At 59.7% G+C, this 16,100-nt stretch carries 12 protein-coding genes and 1 tRNA gene; 8 read left to right on the top strand and 5 right to left on the bottom strand.

Annotated elements, in window-relative coordinates:
• Nucleotides 1-450 precede the first annotated feature (450 nt).
• The 8 genes from ACOHX0_RS16435 to ACOHX0_RS16400 all read left to right on the top strand — a co-directional run bounded on the left by ACOHX0_RS16435 (nt 451) and on the right by ACOHX0_RS16400 (nt 10,199).
• Nucleotides 451-903, top strand: coding sequence for a DUF2924 domain-containing protein (locus ACOHX0_RS16435; RefSeq protein WP_420678223.1), 453 nt, complete (start codon nt 451-453; stop codon nt 901-903).
• Nucleotides 900-2,210 carry a recombinase family protein gene (locus ACOHX0_RS16430; RefSeq protein WP_420678221.1) on the top strand — a complete coding sequence of 437 codons (1,311 nt, stop codon included), beginning with the start codon at nt 900-902 and terminating at the stop codon, nt 2,208-2,210. Before ACOHX0_RS16435 ends, ACOHX0_RS16430 begins: the two co-directional genes overlap by 4 nt.
• Nucleotides 2,207-2,611 carry a hypothetical protein gene (locus ACOHX0_RS16425; RefSeq protein ID WP_420678219.1) on the top strand — a complete coding sequence of 135 codons (405 nt, stop codon included), beginning with the start codon at nt 2,207-2,209 and terminating at the stop codon, nt 2,609-2,611. Before ACOHX0_RS16430 ends, ACOHX0_RS16425 begins: the two co-directional genes overlap by 4 nt.
• Before the next feature lie 305 nt (nt 2,612-2,916).
• Nucleotides 2,917-3,108, top strand: coding sequence for a helix-turn-helix domain-containing protein (locus ACOHX0_RS16420; protein WP_062561268.1), 192 nt, complete (start codon nt 2,917-2,919; stop codon nt 3,106-3,108).
• Nucleotides 3,105-4,652 carry a type I restriction-modification system subunit M gene (locus ACOHX0_RS16415; protein WP_420678217.1) on the top strand — a complete coding sequence of 516 codons (1,548 nt, stop codon included), beginning with the start codon at nt 3,105-3,107 and terminating at the stop codon, nt 4,650-4,652. Before ACOHX0_RS16420 ends, ACOHX0_RS16415 begins: the two co-directional genes overlap by 4 nt.
• Nucleotides 4,649-5,944 carry a restriction endonuclease subunit S gene (locus tag ACOHX0_RS16410; protein WP_420678215.1) on the top strand — a complete coding sequence of 432 codons (1,296 nt, stop codon included), beginning with the start codon at nt 4,649-4,651 and terminating at the stop codon, nt 5,942-5,944. Before ACOHX0_RS16415 ends, ACOHX0_RS16410 begins: the two co-directional genes overlap by 4 nt.
• The gene (locus tag ACOHX0_RS16405; protein WP_420678213.1) at nt 5,945-7,105 is read left to right on the top strand and encodes a hypothetical protein; all 1,161 of its coding nucleotides are present in this window, start codon (nt 5,945-5,947) and stop codon (nt 7,103-7,105) included.
• Nucleotides 7,098-10,199, top strand: a complete 3,102-nt coding sequence (locus tag ACOHX0_RS16400; protein ID WP_420678211.1) for a type I restriction endonuclease subunit R — start codon at nt 7,098-7,100, stop codon at nt 10,197-10,199. The genes ACOHX0_RS16405 and ACOHX0_RS16400 overlap by 8 nt, the downstream gene beginning before the upstream one ends.
• A 309-nt stretch (nt 10,200-10,508) precedes the next feature.
• Here the strand turns inward: ACOHX0_RS16400 and ACOHX0_RS16395 are convergent.
• The 5 genes from ACOHX0_RS16395 to ACOHX0_RS16375 all read right to left on the bottom strand — a co-directional run bounded on the left by ACOHX0_RS16395 (nt 10,509) and on the right by ACOHX0_RS16375 (nt 16,100).
• Nucleotides 10,509-10,598 (bottom strand) — tRNA-Ser (locus ACOHX0_RS16395).
• Between the two features lie 81 nt (nt 10,599-10,679).
• Nucleotides 10,680-11,405: an alanyl-tRNA editing protein gene (locus tag ACOHX0_RS16390; RefSeq protein ID WP_420678209.1), complete on the bottom strand. Its 726-nt coding sequence runs from the start codon at nt 11,403-11,405 to the stop codon at nt 10,680-10,682.
• The gene (locus ACOHX0_RS16385; RefSeq protein WP_420678207.1) at nt 11,392-13,824 is read right to left on the bottom strand and encodes a DUF3772 domain-containing protein; all 2,433 of its coding nucleotides are present in this window, start codon (nt 13,822-13,824) and stop codon (nt 11,392-11,394) included. The genes ACOHX0_RS16390 and ACOHX0_RS16385 overlap by 14 nt, the downstream gene beginning before the upstream one ends.
• Before the next feature lie 47 nt (nt 13,825-13,871).
• Nucleotides 13,872-14,906 (bottom strand): cysteine synthase A, encoded by a 1,035-nt coding sequence (locus ACOHX0_RS16380; protein WP_420678205.1) that lies wholly within the window; start codon nt 14,904-14,906, stop codon nt 13,872-13,874.
• A 69-nt stretch (nt 14,907-14,975) separates the two neighbouring features.
• Nucleotides 14,976-16,100: an NUDIX domain-containing protein gene (locus ACOHX0_RS16375; protein WP_420678203.1), complete on the bottom strand. Its 1,125-nt coding sequence runs from the start codon at nt 16,098-16,100 to the stop codon at nt 14,976-14,978.

Raw genomic sequence — 16,100 nt, 5'->3', positions numbered from 1 at the left:
GCCTGTTCAATCAACGCCAGGATATTCGGACCGATCGGAATTGCTTTGCGCGCCATGAAATCACCTCAACGAGTGTTTCTCTCTATCTGATTCAACCTCCGATAATCGCTGACGAAACTTTCTTCCGCAAGGGTCGATGTTCTCCACTTGTTCGCTTTTTTCTGGCAGTCGTGGAGCGCGGCATGTCCCACCCGAGGCTTCGGGGTGGCTTTTGATTGGTAACGACACCCCAATCACGGCTGCCCGAGACATGAAACGACCCAACCCACTCCCGCCCGACCAGATGACACCGGCCGAACGCCGCGCCGAACTGTGCGAGTTGCTGGCGCTCGGGTTGTTTCGTCTGAGGATGCGGAATCGGGCGGAAGTATCTGACGATACTGGAGAAAGTTGCCTACACTATCCGGCCGACGAATGGCGTCATGCAACTCCAACTCACCGGAGAAACGCATGACAAAACAAGATCCCATTCCCGCCCGCCTGGCCGCGCTCAAGACCACGTCGACACCAGACCTGAAGACGCAATGGCGTGAGCTGTTCGACAGCGAGCCGCCGCCGTTCAATCGTCGCTACCTCGAGAGTCGACTAGCCTACCGCATCCAGGAGTTGGCCTATGGCGGCCTGAAACCCGACACGATCCGGCGGCTCGAAGCCCTTGGCGAACAGCTGGACGGCGGCGACCGCAAGAAGAGCCGCATCCGCGCTGACCAGACACCGATCGTGGGCACGCGGCTGGTCCGCGAATGGCAGGGCGTCGAGCATCTCGTCACCGTCACGACCGATGGTTTCGACTGGCAGGGCCGCCCTTACAAATCGCTGTCGGCCATTGCCCGCGCGATCACCGGCACACGCTGGAACGGCTGGGTGTTCTTTGGCCTGAAAAATCACCGGAGGGGCGCATGACCAAACCGATTGTCAGGAAACTGCGCTGCGCCGTTTACACCCGCAAATCCTCCGAGGAAGGGCTGGAGCAGGAGTTCAACTCGCTCCACGCCCAACGCGAGGCCTGCGAGGCCTATATCGCCAGCCAACGGTCCGAGGGCTGGGTGCTGGTCCGCGACCAATATGACGACGGTGGCATCTCCGGCGGCACGTTGGAACGCCCCGGCCTGAAACGTCTGCTTGCGGATGTCGAAGATGGCTTGGTCGACGTTGTCGTCGTGTACAAGATCGACCGTCTGTCGCGGTCGCTGATGGATTTTTCCAAACTAGTCGAGGTGTTCGACCGGAATGGCGTCACCTTCGTTTCCGTCACACAGTCGTTCAACACGACCACCTCCATGGGGCGGCTGACTCTGAACATCCTGCTGTCATTCGCCCAATTTGAGCGCGAGGTGACAGCCGAGCGCATACGGGACAAGGTCCGCGCCAGCCGTATGAAGGGCATGTGGATGGGCGGCGTGCCACCGCTTGGCTACGAGGTGAAGGACCGGAAGCTGATCATCAAGGAGGCCGATGCCGCCAATGTCCGCTGGATCTTCAACCGTTTCATCGAAATCGGTTCGGGCACGGAACTGGCGCGGGAGCTGGCAGCACGCGGCATCCAGACCAGCCGTGGCAACCGGATAGACAAGAAATACCTGTATCGCGTGTTGAACAACCGCGCCTACATCGGCGAAGCCGTCCACAAGGGGAACAGCTACCCCGGCGAGCATGATGCCATCATCGAAAAGGATGTTTGGGACAAGGTCCACGCCATCCTGACCGAAAGCCCTCGCAAACGCGCCGCACGCACTCGGGCCGACACCCCCGCGCTGCTGAAGGGGCTGCTCTACGGTCCGGATGGTGCGGCGTTCTCGCCCACCCACACGCGCAAGGGCGGCAAGCTCTACCGCTACTATGTCAGCCAGACGGTGCTGAAGCACGGCGCCGGCTCGTGCCCTGTCGGACGTGTCCCAGCAGGTGAAATCGAAACCGCCGTCATAGATCAACTCCGCGCCGTGTTCCGCCAGCCTGAGATTGTGGCGGGCACATGGAAGGCAGCGCGGCCGCATGCCGACGACATGACCGAGGCCGATGCCCGCGCGGCCCTGCAGCAACTCGACCCGGTTTGGGATGAACTCTTCCCAGCGGAGCAGGCGCGCATCGTGGCGCTGCTCGTCGAGCGCATCGACATCGGTGCGGACGGGTTGAACGTGCGGCTGCGCCTCGACGGACTCAGTGGCCTTGCCCGCGAGATGCTTGCAGGCGGCATTGAGGTGGCAGCATGACCAGCAGGACGCCGATCCCAGAGACGGTGACGCTCCACGTCCCGTTCCGCCTCGTGAAGCGCGGCGGACGGAAGGAGATGCAATTGCCGGATGGCGCGATGCCATCGCGCCGGACAGACAGCACCCTCGTTAAGGCGCTGGCGCGCGCGTTCCGGTGGAAGCAGATTCTGGAGTCAGGGGAGTTCGCCACGATCAGAGAGCTTGCGGAGCGGGAAGGCGTGACGCCTTCGTTCCTGACACGAATCCTGCGGCTCACACTGCTGGCTCCCGAGATCGTCACGGCGGTTCTCGATGGCACGCAGTTCGCAGACCTGACCCTGAAGACCGCAATGCAGTACTTTCCCGGCGAATGGACGGCGCAGGTTTCCAAATTCAATGGACGCGAAGCACTGGAATCCTGACATTCGTGGCCCCCGGCGCCGGGCCGCAAGGCATGCGGGAGCGGTATCGCGGCGCGGAGATAAGCGTCAAAGTGCGCGCAGGTAGCATCGACTGGACCGTGGGCAGAGCTAGAGGGCTTGGGCGGTGACTCGGCTCAGGTGCCCGAACATCGAAGACAGCGACACAACCCGAATACAAGGAGCGACACGCCCCAAACCAGCCCGATCTCATCAGAACTCTGAAATTGCTTGGAATTCCCGCCTTGTAGGAATCCGCAAATTTCCATAGAAATCTCAAAAGAGATGATTTTGGGAAAGTGCTTCACATGGCAGCTGACATCATGACCATTGATGAAGTCGCCGACTATCTCAGGATCAACAAGAAAACCGCTTACCGCCTTGCGGCCGACAGCAAGCTGCCCGGCTTCAAGGTTGGCGGCACCTGGCGGTTTCGGCGCGTGGATATTGAGGACTGGATCGAGCGTGAAGCCAGTCCGAAGAAGGACAAAAAGAGATGACCGGCCAGGAACAACGCGCGGCGCTACAACGGAAAATCTGGGACATCGCGAACGATGTGCGCGGCTCGGTCGATGGCTGGGACTTCAAGCAATATGTCCTCGGCACGCTCTTTTACCGCTTTATCAGCGAGAATTTCGCTGCATATATCGAGGCGGATGACGAGAGCATCAACTACGCTGGTCTTCCCGACGATGTCGTCACCGATGACATCAAGGATGACGCGATCAAAACCAAGGGCTATTTTATCTATCCCAGCCAGCTCTTTGCCAATGTCGCCAAGGACGCCAACACGAATGACAGCCTGAACACCGGTCTGGCGCAGATCTTCGCGGCGATCGAGTCCTCCGCCAACGGCTACCCCTCCGAGCAGGACATCAGAGGTCTCTTCGCGGACTTCGACACGACCAGCACGCGCCTTGGCAATACGGTGACGGAGAAGAACAGCCGCTTGGCGAAAGTGCTGAAACGTGTTGCGGAATTGGATTTCGGAGACTTCAACAATAGTCAGATTGATCTTTTCGGCGACGCCTATGAATTCCTGATCTCGAACTACGCCGCCAATGCGGGCAAATCCGGCGGGGAGTTTTTCACCCCGCAACATGTCTCGAAGCTTATCGCCCAGCTCGCCATGCATGGGCAGGAAAAGGTCAACAAGATTTACGACCCCGCCTGCGGCTCTGGCTCCCTGCTGCTGCAAGCCAAGAAGCACTTTGACGCGCACATCATCGAAGAAGGTTTCTTCGGCCAAGAGATCAATCATACAACCTACAACCTCGCCCGCATGAACATGTTCCTTCACAATATCAATTACGATAAGTTCAACATCCAGCGCGGCGATACGCTCACCCAACCCCACTTTCAGGACGACAAGCCGTTCGACGCTATCGTCTCCAACCCGCCCTATTCGGTGAAGTGGATCGGCTCGGATGATCCGACCCTGATCAATGATGACCGCTTCGCGCCTGCGGGTGTGCTGGCACCCAAATCAAAGGCCGATTTCGCCTTTGTGCTGCACGCGCTGAGTTACTTGTCGGCCAAGGGCCGCGCGGCGATCGTGTGCTTTCCAGGCATTTTCTATCGCGACGGTGCGGAGAAGAAGATCAGGCAGTATCTGGTCGATAACAATTATGTTGAGACAGTGATCGCGCTCGCCTCCAACCTCTTCTACGGCACGACCATTGCGGTGACGATCCTGGTGCTGGCCAAGAACAAAACCGACACGACCATCCAGTTCATCGACGCGACCGGCGAAGACTTCTTCAAGAAGGCCACCAACATCAATCTAATGACGAATGATCATATCGCTGAGCTGATGAAGATCTTTGACAGCAAGGAAGACGTCGACCACGTCGCCGCGTCGGTGCCGTATGAAACCATCGTGGAGCGCGGCTATAATCTCTCGGTCAGCTCCTATGTGGAACCGAAGGACACGCGCGAGATCGTCAATATTGGCGAGCTGAATGATCAGATCAGAACCACGGTTCAGCGGATCGACCGGCTGCGCACGGATATTGACGCCATCATCACGGAGATCAACGCATGAGCGCGGCGGGCTTTCTGGAGAAGCTGCTCGGTGGGGCCGAGGTGGCGTGGGTGCCTTTGGGGGAGCTCGCTGAGTTGGTCAGGGGGAATGGACTACCGAAGTCTGACTTCGTTGAATCAGGCGTTCCAGCCATTCATTACGGTCAGATATACACGTACTACGGCCTTGAAACCCACTCAACGATTTCGTTCGTCTCGGAAAAAACCGCTGACGCGCTGAAAAAAGTGAATCCCGGCGACATCGTGATCACCAATACAAGCGAAAATCTCGAAGACGTTGGAACACCAGTTCTCTATCTTGGCAAGGAGCCAGCCGTTACAGGTGGTCATGCGACGATTATAAAACCTTCTTGGCATCTCTTCGGAAAGTATTTTGTCTATTTCACTCAAACGCCGACTTTTTTCGTCGAAAAGCGGAAGTTGGCGAGAGGCGCAAAGGTCATCGACGTTTCTGCTAAAGACTTGGCCAAGATCGAAATCCCCATCCCCTGCCCAGATGATCCGGAGAAGTCGCTGGCGATACAGGCGGAAATTGTCCGGATACTCGACAGCTTCACCCAGCTTACCGCCGAGCTTACCGCCGAGCTTACCGCCGAGCTTACCCAGCGCAAAAAGCAATACAACCACTACCGCGAGCGGCTTCTCAGCTTTGAAGGTGGGGATGTCGAATGGAAACCCTTGGACGAGATTGGTGAGTTCATCCGTGGAAAACGCTTTACGAAAGCCGATTATGTGGATGAAGGCATCGGTGCGATCCACTATGGCGAAATCTACACGCACTATGGTGTCTTCGCGCACAAAACACTTTCGAAAGTCAGAAGCGATATGGCGGCTTCGTTGCGGTATGCTGAGCCGAATGATGTTGTCATCGCGGGCGTCAGCGAAACAATCGAAGACGTCGGCAAAGCGGTTGCGTGGCTGGGAGAAGAAAAAGTCGCGATCCACGATGATAGCTATGCTTTCCGCCACAACATGAACCCGAAGTTCATCGCATATGCGATGCAAACAGATACCTTTCATGATCAGAAAGCGAAATACGTTTCGAGCGGCAAGATAAAAAGGCTCTTGATTGATGGGGTCAAAAATGTGCGGCTGCCGGTTCCTTACCCCGACGACCCCACTAAGTCTCTCGAGGAACAGAAGCGCATTGTCGCAATCCTCGACAAGTTCGACACGCTGACGACTTCGATCAGCGAAGGCCTGCCCCGCGAGATTGAGCTGCGTGAAAAGCAATATGCTTATTACCGCGATCAGCTGCTGAGCTTTCCCAAGCCTGATGCAGAGGCGGCGTAAATGGGACAGACGCTGACCGAAATCGCTGAAACGCTGCGGGACGCCGATAAGAAGGTGCAGCTGATCTATGCGTTCAACGCCTCCGGCAAGACGCGGCTGTCCCGCGCATTCAGAGAGCTGATCGACCCGAAGACCGAGGAACGGGACGACGATTATCGCCCCAAGGTGCTCTACTATAACGCCTTCACCGAAGACCTCTTCTACTGGGACAATGATCTGACCGGCGATACCGAGCGGAAGCTCTGTATCCAGCCGAATGCGTTCACCAGATCCGCCTTCGAAGATCTCGGGCTCGACCTCAATGTGATCACCGTGTTTCAGCGTTACACCCAGCCGAATCTTACGCCCCGCTTCAATGAGGAATACAAAACCAAAGACAAGGACGACAAAGAGATTACCATCCCGGCATTTTCCGAAGTGATCTTCACACTGGGGCAAGATCCGGAGACCGACCCAGAGCGTCTCAAAATATCGAAGGGCGAAGAAAGCAACTTCATCTGGAGTGTTTTTTATTGCCTGCTAGATCAGGTCATCAGCACCCGTAACGTAGCTGAAGTCGATGAGCGCGAGACGGATCAGTTTAATGACCTCGAATATGTCTTCATTGATGACCCGGTCAGTTCGCTTGATGAGAACCACCTCATTCAGCTCGCCGTCGACGTCGCGGACCTGATCAAGAGAAGCGATGCGGTGAACGGCCTGAAATTCATCATCACGACACACAGCCCACTTTTCTTCAACGTGCTGTTCAATGAGCTGAAAAAAAAGACCTCCTACATGCTGAAACGGCTTGAGGATGGAACGTTTGAGCTGACAGAGAAGAACGGCGATTCAAACCAGAGCTTTTCTTATCACCTTTACCTCAAGCAGACGCTGGAGGAGGCAATCGCGGCAGACAAGATCGAGCGCTATCACTTCACCCTGCTGCGAAATCTCTATGAAAAGACATCGAACTTTCTGGGCTATCCGCGATGGTCAGAGCTGCTGCCGGGCGACCAACAACTTTACATGAACCGCATCATTCAGTTTACGAGCCATAGCACGCTCTCCAGTGAGACCATCGCCGAGCCCTCGCCGCAGGAAAAGCAGACGGTGAAGCTCCTGCTGGATCATCTGCGCAACAATTACAGCTATTGGCAGGAGGACGCCCCGAATGCCTGAGCAGACGACCCCGATCGCCGAGACCAATCGCTTTATCGTTCTCGATAAATACGTGCGCGCCTGGGAGGCGGCTGACAGCTATCAGTCTGAGGCCGACTTGGAGCGCGAGCTTGTTCAGGACCTGCGCAATCAGGGCTATGAGTTTCTTGACGATCTGAAATCAACGAGCGCCATGCTGGCGAATGTGCGTACACAGCTGCAAGCGCTCAATAATGTTCAGTTTACTGAGAAGGAATGGGCGCGGTTCGTTGAGACCTATCTGGATCGCCCCAGCGACAGCGCCACTGACAAGACCCGCAAGATCCACGACGACTACATTTTTGACTTCGTCTTCGATGATGGCCGTATCCAGAACATCTATCTGGTCGATAAGGCCAATGTCTGCCGCAACAAGGTTCAGGTCATCAAGCAGTTCGAGCAAGCGGGCACTCATGCGAACCGCTACGATGTGACCATTCTGGTGAACGGGCTGCCGCTGGTGCAGGTCGAGTTGAAAAAGCGCGGGGTCGCCATTCGGGAAGCGTTCAACCAGATCCACCGTTACAGCAAGGAGAGCTTCAACTCGGGCAGTTCGCTCTTCAAGTACCTGCAGATCTTCGTGATCTCGAACGGCACGGATACGCGCTACTTCGCCAACACGACCAAGCGCGACAAGCACAGCTTCGACTTCACGATGAATTGGGCGCAGGCGGATAACAGCCTGATAAGGGACCTCAAGGACTTCACCGCGACCTTCTTCGAGAAGCGCACCCTCATGAAGGTGTTGCTCGATTTTTCCGTCTTTGATGTTAGCGACACGCTGCTTGTGATGCGACCATATCAGATCGCTGCAACAGAACGCATTCTGCGGAAGATCAGAAGTTCCTTCGAGGCCAAGACGCTTGGCAAGCCGGAAAGCGGTGGTTTCATCTGGCACACGACGGGCTCAGGCAAGACACTGACCAGCTTCAAGGCGGCCCGCCTCGCCACCGAGCTTGATTTCATCGACAAGGTATTCTTCGTGGTGGACCGCAAAGACCTCGATTACCAGACGATGAAAGAGTATCAGCGCTTCTCGCCCGATAGCGTCAATGGATCAGACAGCACCGCCGGATTGAAGCGGAACCTCTCCAAAGACGACAACAAGATCATCGTCACCACGATCCAGAAACTCAACAATCTGATGAAGAGCGAGGGCGACCTGCCGGTCTATACCCAGCGCGTCGTCTTCATTTTCGACGAGTGCCATCGCAGCCAGTTTGGTGAGGCACAGAAGAACCTCAAGCGTAAGTTCAAACAATTCTGCCAGTTCGGCTTCACCGGCACGCCGATCTTTCCGGAAAATGCTTCGGGCGCGGAGACGACGGCCAGCGTATTCGGGAGCGAACTTCATTCCTATGTGATCACCGACGCGATCCGCGACGAGAAGGTGCTGAAGTTCAAGGTCGATTACAACGATGTGCGCCCGCAGTTCAAAGCGATCGAAACCGAACAGGACGAAAAGAAACTGACCGCCGCCGAAAACCGGCAAGCTCTTCAGCACCCCGAACGAATCGCAGAGATTTCCCAGTACATTCTCGATAACTTCCGCCGCAAGACGCATCGTCTCTATGGAGACAAAAAGGGCTTCAACGCCATGTTCGCGGTGAGCAGCGTTGATGCAGCCAAGCTCTATTATGAAAAGCTGAATGCGCTGCAGGACGGTAGCGACAAGCCGTTGAAGATCGCGACCATCTTTTCATTCGCAGCCAACGAAGAACAGGATGCGATTGGCGACATTCCTGACGAGAGTTTTGAGGTTTCGGCGCTGAACAGCAGCGCCAAGGAATTCCTGAACGCCGCCATCGCGGACTACAACGCCTGTTTCCGAACGAATTTCAGCGTCGATAGCAAAGGCTTCCAGAATTATTACCGAGATCTGGCGAAACGGGTGAAGTCCAAGGAAGTCGACCTGCTCATTGTGGTTGGCATGTTCCTGACCGGCTTTGACGCGCCAACCCTGAACACGCTGTTCGTGGACAAGAATCTGCGTTTTCATGGCCTTATACAAGCCTACTCCCGCACCAACCGTATTTATGATGCGACCAAGTCCTTCGGCAACATCGTTACCTTCCGTGACCTGGAAGAGGCGACCGTCAAGGCGATCACACTCTTTGGCAACGCCAATACCAAGAACGTCGTTCTGGAGAAGAGCTACTCAGAATACATGGAAGGTTTTACGGACCAGACGACAGGCGAGGCACGGCGAGGCTTTATCGATGTCGTCCGTGAGCTGGAAGAGCGTTTCCCGGACCCCACCGCCATCGAAAAGGAAGCGGACAAGAAGGCCTTTGCGAAGCTGTTCGGCGAGTATCTCCGTGTTGAGAATATCCTTCAGAATTATGATGAGTTCTCCAGCCTAAGAGAGCTTCAGGAGATCGACGAGAGTGACGCCGAAACGGTGAGAGCGTTCAAGGAGCGGCATCATTTGAGTGATGATGACGTTGACGAGCTCAAGAGCATCGAGATGCCTGCTGACCGAAAGGTCCAGGACTACCGTTCGACCTACAATGACATCCGGGATTGGCTTCGTCGTGAAAAGGCGAGCGCCGAGCAGGTTGAGTCAACGATCGACTGGGATGATGTCGTCTTTGAGGTCGACCTCTTGAAGTCCCAGGAAATCAATCTGGATTACATCCTTGAGCTAATCTTCGAGCACAACAAAAAAACGAAGAGCAAGTCAGAGCTCGTTAGCGAAGTTCGCCGTGTCATTCGCGCCAGTATTGGCAACCGCGCGAAAGAAAGCCTCATCGTCGATTTCATCAATCAGACAAATCTTGACGAACTGGGGGACAAGGCCGGGGTGATTGAGGCATTTTTTGCCTTCGCACAAGCCGAACAACGCCGGGAAGCGGAAGAACTGATAACCGATGAAGAATTGAACTCGGATGCCGCCAAGCGCTACATCGCGACGTCGATCAAGCGCGAATATGCGAGCGAAAACGGCACAGAGTTGAACTCGATCCTCCCAAAAATGAGCCCGCTCAATCCACAATACCTGACCAAAAAAAGAGATGTGTTCCAACGCATCTCTGCGTTCGTTGAAAAGTTCAAGGGTGTTGGCGGAAAAATTTAGGCGTTTTCATGATCGATGGTCGCGAACCGCTGCATACCAGCTATGGCCTTCGATCCGAGTCGCGCCCGCATGCCGATCGTCCGCGGCAAAGGTACAGTTCTAGCGACCTAAAAAGAGTAGCATTTTCAGAACCTTGTAGAACTGTACCAATTGAGCGCAGTCAACAGGTCCGGAGAATATCGGCCTGGAGAGAACGCTTTGGGCCCTCCCGGCACATAGGCCGGTGAACAGCCCCTCACGCATAACCCTTGAATATAAAAGAAAAATCCGGCCGCAGCCGGATCGGGAGAAACGTTTCTGTAGGGCAAGTGGCGGAGAGACAGGGATTCGAACCCTGGAGACGGTTTCCCGCCTACACACTTTCCAGGCGTGCGCCTTCGACCACTCGGCCACCTCTCCGTTGAGGGGGCTTTTGACGGATCGGCGGGGGAATTGCAAGAGCCGGAACGGCAAAAAATGCGCCTCCCCCGCAAAGTTTTCTCAGTCCTCCAGATGGAGATAGACACGGCGGTTGTGCTGACCCTTCTTCTCGACCTTGCCGATCCGGATGCGGCCGATTTCGCCGGTCTTTTTGACGTGGGTGCCGCCGCAGGGCTGCAGGTCCACCTGCTCGTCCCCGGTGCCGATCCGCACCAGGCGGACCCGGCCGGCGCCGCGCGGCGGGGCGGCGGACATGGTCTTCACCAGCGCCGGGTTCTCGTCGAGCTCGTCTTCGGTGATCCACTCCTGGGTGACGTCCAGGTTGCGGTCGATCAGAGCCTGGAGGCGCGCCTGCAGCCCTTCTTTGTCGGCAGGCGCAGTGTCCATGTCGAAGTCGAGCCGGCCCTTGGCCTCGGTGATCGAGCCGCCGGTGACACCGAAGGGCAGCACCACCGACAGAAGATGCAGCGCGGTGTGCACGCGCATGTGGCCGTAACGGCGCTCCCAGTCGAGGATCTGGCAGACCTCGGCGCCTTCGGGCGGCGGGGTCTCGCCTTCGGCGGGGAACAGCACCGCGCGGCCGTCCTTGTCCTTCACGGTGGTGGCAATGGTGCAGCTGCCGCCGTCCCACTCCAGCCGCCCGCTGTCGCCGGGCTGGCCGCCGCCGGTGGGGTAGAAGAGGGTCTCCTCCAGCACCACCCCGCCCTGTTCGGTGACTTCGGCCACTGTGGTTTCGCCGGTGCGGTCGTAGGTGCCGCTGAGGTAGAGGGGGTCACTTTTCGCCATCGGCGTCTCCTTCCGTGCTGTCGTTTTGCAGGTCGCTCACGTCCGGCTTGGGCGGCGGCGCGGCCGACGGGCCGGGTCCGGCGCTGCGTTCCGGTTCCGCGGGGGTGCCGCCGCCGAAGGAGCGCTTGTCCTGCGGCGGCTGCTGCAGCGCCTCTGGATTGCGCAGCCAGATGTCGCGCTGCGCGAAGGGGATCTCGATCCCGGCCTCATCCAGCCGCTTGGCGATTTCGTAGTTCATGTCGGATTTCACCGACAGCACCCAGTTCACGTCGCGCAGGATGGCGCGGATCTCGAAGTTGAGCGAATCCGCCCCGAAGCCCTGGAACACCACCGTGGGCGCCGGGTTCATCAGCACCATCGGATGCGCCTTGGCGACCTCGCCCAGGATCGCCTCCACCTCACGGGGGTCGGTGCCATAAGCGACGCCCACCGGCACGATCACCCGGCCCACGGTGTTGCCGCGGGTGTAGTTGGTGACGGTGCCGGAGATCAGGTCGGAGTTCGGCACGATCACGTCGGTGCGGTCGAAGGTCTCGATCCTCGTCGAGCGCACCGAGATGTCGCGCACGTAGCCCATCAGCCCGCCGACCTCGATCCAGTCGCCCTTGGAGATCGGCCGTTCGATCAGCAGGATGATGCCGGAGACGAAGTTCGACACGATGGTCTGCAGGCCGAAACCGATGCCGACCGAGAGCGCGCCGGCGACGATGGCGAGCGAGGAGAGGTCGAGACCGGCCATGGAGATGGCCACCACAGCGGCGAGGAAGATGCCGACATAACCGAGCCCCGAGGCAATCGCGTTTTGCCCGCCGGGGTCGATCTTGGTCTTGGGCAGGAGCGAGCTGCGCAGGCTGCCTTGCAGCACCCGGGTCAGCGCGTAACCGACGGCAAAGACCACCGCGAAGGTGAGGAAGGCGGTGGGCGAGATCCGGGTTTCGCCGAACTGGAAGCCTTCGAGGAACTGCGACCACAGCTCGGTGAGGTCAGCCACCCGCGCGCCCCAGATCAGCGCCAGCGGCGGCAGCGCTAGAAGCGCCAGCACAAAGCCGATGAGCACCGAGAACAGCGAATCCCGGCCCGCCTGCCCCTTGCCCGACAGCCAGCCGTAGACATCGCCGAAGAAGCGGTGCAGCACCAGCAGGGCCGCCAGCAGCGCGAGCGTGAGGGCGGCGGGGTAGATCAGCGCCTCGGCCGCGTTCACATAGCCAAACGCAGCCAGAACCGGCGAGATGAAACCCAGGAAGTAGATCGCGCGCCGCACCAGCGTGAACACATGACCGGCGCCCGCGGCGATGGCGCCGTCGTCGCCGTTGTCTTCGTCTTCAGTCTGCTGCTTGCGCCGCCGGGCGCCGATCCGGTGCAGCCGCAGGAGCACCAGCGCGGCGGCGAGGATCAGCGGGAAGCTGAGCACGGCGTGGGCCGGCTCGGCGACGTTTTCCAGCTCGGCCATCTTGGAGAGCGCATCCTGCAGCACCAGCACCACGGCCAGCACGTCGACCATCAGCTGGGTAATGTTGCGCCGCCCCTCCTGCACCGGGATCAGGTCGTTTTCGATCTTGCTGGTGAAAAGCTGGTTGCCCAGCCAGTGGAAGGAGAGGATCAGGAAGGCCCAGCCCGGAACGAAATCCAACAGGAAAGAGCCGCGCGCGCCGGTGAGGCCCGCAAGGTTGACCGCGCCGACGGCAAAGATGATGCCCAGAAGCGGCAAGCCGACCTGCAGCAGCGAGACGATGAAGCCCCAGACACCGCGGCCGCTGCTGCCGAACTGGCGCAGGTAGTCGCCCGCGGAATGCGCCCAGGGGCGGCCGCGGAAGATCAGCAGCGCCGCGAGCACCAGCAGGAAGAGGATGGCCGGCAGGTTCTTGCGCGTGCGCTCGCGCGTGGTGTCGCTGGTGGCCTGGGCCAGGGTCTCGTTCAACAGGCCCTGGCTGGCGCGGGCCAGCGTGCGCAGGGCGGGGCCCCAGTTTTCCGGGTTGAGGGGCGACGGCCCGCGTTCCAGGAGCCTGTCGGTGCGGCGCTCGCGGATGATCTTGTCGATCTCGCCGATCAGCCCGTCGGCGCGGTTGTAGGCCACCTGCGAGACCATGCGCGGCACTTTCAGGTGGTCGAGCTGGGTGTTCAACGCCGCGCGCAGGGCGGCGATGTCCTCGGGCTCGCTCTCGCCCTCACCCGGCGCCGGGCCAAGCGCGTCGAGCTGGCCCTGCACGGTCTGGATGCGGTCGGCGTTCTCGCCGCGCGCGTCCAGGAAGGTCTGGCGGAAATCGGTGAGTTCGGTGCGCAGCTGCTCCATCGCGGCGCTGGAGGCGCGGCGGGCGTCGATCACCTCCTCGGCGCGTTCGGCAGTGCGGATCCAGCGCTCGAAATAGGCGCGGTCTTCAGAATTGAGTTGGGCAAATGCGGGCAAAACGAGGCTGGCCATCACGGCCAGCCCCAAAATCAGGCTCCGGAGAGCGGCAGATATAGGTGTCATACGTCCTCGAAAACGCCGGGAATCGACGCCGGTGTGTGGGTCATCCAATCCGGCACCGGCAGGTTCTTTTCGCGCAGGAACTCGGGGTTGAACAGCTTGGACTGGTAGCGGGTGCCATAGTCGCAAAGCACGGTGACGATGGTCTTGCCCTTGCCCAGATCCTTGGCCAGGCGCACGGCACCGGCGATATTGATGCCGGAGGAGCCGCCCAGCACCAGGCCTTCCTCGTGCAGGAGGTCGAAGACGTAAGGAAGCGCCTCGGAATCCGGCACCTGGTAGCTGAAATCGGGGGTGAAACCTTCGAGGTTCTTGGTGATCCGGCCCTGGCCGATGCCCTCGGTGATCGAGGTGCCTTCGGATTTCAGCTCACCCTCGGTATAATAGGAGTAGAGCGCCGCGCCCAGCGGGTCGGCGAGGCCGATCTTCACGCCCTTGGGCTGCAGCGCCTCCGCCACGCCCGCAAGCGTGCCGCCGGAGCCCACGGCGCAGACAAAGCCGTCGACCTTGCCGCCGGTCTGTTCCCAGATTTCGGGGCCGGTGGTTTCTGCATGGGCCTGGCGGTTGGCGACATTGTCGAACTGGTTGGCCCAGATCGCGCCGTTCGGCTCGGTCTTGGCGAGCTTTTCGGCCAGGCGCTGGGAGTAGCGCACGTAGTTGTTGGGGTTCTTGTAGGGCGCGGCCGGCACCTGCACCAGCTGCGCGCCCGCAAGCCGCAGCATGTCCTTTTTTTCTTCGGACTGGGTTTCGGGGATCACGATCACCGTCTTGAAGCCCATCGAGGCGCCAACCAGCGCAAGGCCGATACCGGTGTTGCCGGCGGTGCCCTCGACGATGGTGCCGCCGGGCTTCAGCTCGCCGCGGGCGACCGCATCCTTGATGATGTAGAGTGCAGCGCGGTCCTTGACCGACTGGCCGGGGTTCATGAACTCCGCCTTGCCGAGGATCTCGCAGCCAGTTTCCTCGCTGACCCGGTTGAGGCGGATAAGAGGCGTGTGGCCGATCGCGTCAGCCAGATCGCGTGCAATGCGCATGGTATCCCTTTCGATCATTCATTCGAAGATGTAGCCAAGGGTTTGGCAGTTCACAAGGCGCGAAGCGGGTCACGGGGCCGCGGCGCGCAGCCTTTCACGGTGGCGTGCCAGCCACAGTGCGGCGGTGATCAGCGGCAGGTCCTGGTAGATCCGGGTGTCGATGCCCAGCATCAGCTCGTCAAAGCTCAGCCGCTGGCTGCGCAGATCCTCGCCCTCCCCCGCGACACCGCCGCCGCCCTGGATGTCGTCGAGATCGGCAAGGCCGACGAAGATGTGGATCACCTCGGCCATGGCGCCGCTGGAAGGATAGGCGCGGGTCACCGGCTCCAACGCCTTGATGCTGACGCCTGCCTCCTCCTGCGCCTCGCGGATGGCAGCCTGTTCCGGACTCTCGCCCGGGTCGATCAAACCCGCCACAGGCTCCCACATCCAGGGACTGGCCTCGCCCATGAAGAAGGGCGGCGCGCGGAACTGTTCGACCAGCAGCACCTCGTCGCGCGCAGGGTCGTACGGCAGCACCACCGCTGCGTGGCCCACCATTGCGGCGCTGCGGGAAATCACCGGGCTCATGCTGCCGTCGAAGCGGCGGAACTGGAGGTCCATCTCCTCCATCGCGAAGAAGTTCATGTAGGCGCGGCGGTGCGCGTGCACGATCACGTCCTGTGAGAGATCATGCGCGGGGTCCGCGGGCCGCGCCCGGGCCGCCAGCCAGGCCGCGGCGCGGCGGCGCACCGAGGGGAAGACTTCCGCCACCTCGGCCGCGCTCATCCGGCCGCGGTAGGCCATCACCTCCTCCGCTGCGCGCAACGACAGCGCGCCCCAGTCGCGCACCCAGGCGGCGAGGTCCCAGGGCGCGGCGGTCTCCCACAGCCCCGGCTCGGGGAAATAGACCTCGGCCCGCGCCTCCTGCCCTTCGGCGCAGAGGACGGAGACCGGTTTCAGCGCGTAATCGAAGCCGCCCTCGTAGAAGTTGAGCGCATCGAGATCGTCCTCGGAGAGGCCGCGCACCAGAATACCCTCGGCCTGCATCCCTGCGCGCTCCTCGATCGAGGGGAAGGGCTGGCCCTTGACCTGGAAGACGCCAAAGCCCGGCAGCCGGGCAGCTTGCGCGTTGAGCGCCTCGCCCTCCCGGCCCAGCACCAGTTCAAGCAGGGGAAGATGGCGCAGGGTGCCATAGAGAAAGAGATCAGCCAC

This window comes from Cribrihabitans pelagius, from assembly GCF_048820915.1.
Lineage (GTDB): Bacteria > Pseudomonadota > Alphaproteobacteria > Rhodobacterales > Rhodobacteraceae > Cribrihabitans_A > Cribrihabitans_A pelagius.
This window is presented reverse-complemented; position numbering and strand designations above follow the sequence as displayed.